This is a genomic window from Ectobacillus panaciterrae DSM 19096 (assembly GCF_000430785.1).
GTDB lineage: Bacteria > Bacillota > Bacilli > Bacillales > Bacillaceae_G > Ectobacillus > Ectobacillus panaciterrae.
In genome coordinates, this window is sequence record NZ_AUMR01000201.1 from 1 (window position 1) to 1,297 (window position 1,297).

Annotated in this window: 2 protein-coding genes; one reads left to right on the forward strand and one right to left on the reverse strand. The window is 30.2% G+C overall.

Going from position 1 to position 1,297, the window contains the following annotated elements; all coding sequences use genetic code 11:
- Positions 1-777: 777 nt before the first annotated feature.
- A complete protein-coding gene (locus H540_RS0122295; protein WP_028402442.1) occupies positions 778-957 on the reverse strand; it encodes a hypothetical protein in 180 nt (59 codons plus the stop codon).
- 160 nt (positions 958-1,117) lie between these two features.
- Here H540_RS0122295 and H540_RS34280 point away from each other — a divergent pair.
- The coding region (locus tag H540_RS34280) for a hypothetical protein (protein WP_211241923.1) at positions 1,118-1,297 on the forward strand (180 nt) is incomplete at its 3' end.

The following is a 1,297-nucleotide window of genomic DNA, read 5'->3' on the forward strand; positions in this document are numbered from 1 at the left end:
TCATTGAGTTTTATCAAAAATCCTTAAACAAACCGATTTTTTTTATTTCTTCGAGATGAATTTCAGATAGCTTCTCAAGAATTTGAATCCCTTTAATGGTATGGATTGGTTAAGTATGAATCATTCTTTTTAAATTTTGTTTATATCTTTTGGATATAGGAGTATCATAAAAAAATTTGAATTCTGCCCTATGATTACAAAATAAACATCGAGGACTCTCCTCATCATTCCGAATTTTTTTGATATGAGGTACATTTAGAATTTTTATGCCTTCCTTAACATGATGGGTACAAACTAAAACCATATTCATTCCTCCTTACTTACATCTTATACACTTAATTTTTATCAAACTTTATAATGCAACTACTTTTTTATTCGTACCATCCTCGTTTATTAAACTAAGACTAAGATTCAATTTGTAAATGTTTTAAATATAAGAGTAATTAATACAAATTAGAAAGAAAAAGAAATAGATAATACTAAAAATCGATAAAGATTATCATTATCAATTAGGAAGAGGGAACTATATCTTCTCCTTCTGAGTTCATATCGGAAGTTTAGAATTTATAAAATACACCTAAATTCAATAGGCTTGTCTAATCATTATAACTGGTGAATATAATAAATTGGTGAATTTCACTGGATCGTATAAAAAATATTATTCGAACTCTAATATAGTGGAAAGGTTCAATGTATCTACAAGCCTATAACAAGTCCCTTCAGATCATTCTGAAGGGACTTTTCGTTTACATAATCAGTGTTATCGGTAGTTAATTATTAATCTGAGTCTCCATCTCCTTCGTCGCCGTCAGAATCCCCAGCATCTTCAGTGAAGCCAGTTAATTTATTGTCACTTTTCATAGGATAATCTGAGGGATCTATAGGATCAGAGTTAGTTTTGCGTACAATGTATGCTAAAAGGCCAATACCGGCTAAATAACAAAGAGCTGTAATCATATAGTTTTTTCCTCCTCAATATCAGTACATTCAGGAACAAAAACTAATAGTACAACTCTTTGCAGTTAGTTTACATAACATAATTTATCGGAAGTTCATTACAATCCTTCTTGAGAAGAGTGTTTATCGAATGTGGTCAGCATAGGGGTCATAGATTCCAGTGAGTAATAGAACACTCACCGATAAAATAATCATTCCTGCTACTAATAACCCATTACCAACAAATTTATCTTTCTTTTTTCGTAAAAGTACACCTAATACAATAAAAATCATTGCAAAAGGTACTGATATCAATCCTAAACCAATATTCAAAGACTATTCAATCCCTTCAAAGAACAAT

What these genes read in the sequence shown, in the direction of transcription:
- H540_RS0122295 (WP_028402442.1), bottom strand. Translation starts at nt 957, where the DNA reads ATGATTACAGCTCTTTGTTATTTAGCCGGTATTGGCCTTTTAGCATAC.